This window comes from Ruoffia tabacinasalis, assembly GCF_005864045.1.
GTDB classification, from domain to species: domain Bacteria; phylum Bacillota; class Bacilli; order Lactobacillales; family Aerococcaceae; genus Ruoffia; species Ruoffia tabacinasalis.
In genome coordinates this window covers 1-877 of the sequence record NZ_VBSP01000108.1, presented here as the reverse complement: position 1 = coordinate 877, position 877 = coordinate 1, and the positions used below count along the sequence as shown (strand labels likewise).

The following is an 877-nucleotide window of genomic DNA, read 5'->3' as shown; positions in this document are numbered from 1 at the left end:
TTTAACTGTTAGCTCCTGCCGAAGATCGTCACATCCGAGGAGGCTCATTGTCAAGGACAATCGGAATAGCATACGGAAAGAAGTTCTGCACCTTATAAAATTTGTCAAAAAAACTGTTGCCATTCCAACTTATTTTATGAAAAGTATTTATCATATTGGATACGACTTTCAATAGTCTCCTGTTCTATATAACATTTAAGTCTTTCAAAAAATAGAGAGCTATGAATTTGTAGGAGTTCATTTATAATTTCTGGTGCCTCAGTTCTAGAAATGCCGAGATATGATGTTAAGAAAGTTGAGAGTATGAGACGTCTTTCTTTAAGTAAAGCTACTTGTTCCTCACCCGAGGATGTTAAAAAAACACCTTGATAAGAAATGTGCTGAATCATATTTTGATTTACCAGTCTATCCATTATTTCTGTAACAGAAGAAGGCTTGACCTCTAGGATATCAGCAACCTGTCTATTTCTTACCAACTTTTTATCTTTACTAAGTTTGTCAATAACTAGCAGATACTTTTCTTGGGTTGGTGTCAATGTTAGTTCTCCTTTCAAGTAAAATCAGTAGCATCCTACGTTATTAAACTGGGGTGTCTTTATGTAACATATCTAAAAATAATCCTAAGAAAAAAATTAGCTAAGTAATAATTTGTGGTTCTTGAATTTTTGGTGTTGGTGAGAGAAATCTCACTGACACCTTTTTTTGTATGTACACAAAAGCCAGTGAATTCCTATATAATAAAGTTACCATACATTACTAAAAGGAGAATTCACTTGGCTCATATGAATTATATCGCAGGCTTACTAAATATTAAAGATAAACATGTTCAACTTCAAGATGACATCATGGAGGAAATGCACAAGGGGGTGCGGTGTAA

The 877-nt window shown here is 33.9% G+C and carries 1 protein-coding gene; it reads right to left on the bottom strand.

The annotated features are described in order from the left end of the window. Window positions 1-134: 134 nt before the first annotated feature. A complete protein-coding gene (locus FEZ33_RS12240; protein ID WP_071862912.1) occupies window positions 135-536 on the bottom strand; it encodes a metal-dependent transcriptional regulator in 402 nt (133 codons plus the stop codon). Window positions 537-877: the final 341 nt, after the last annotated feature.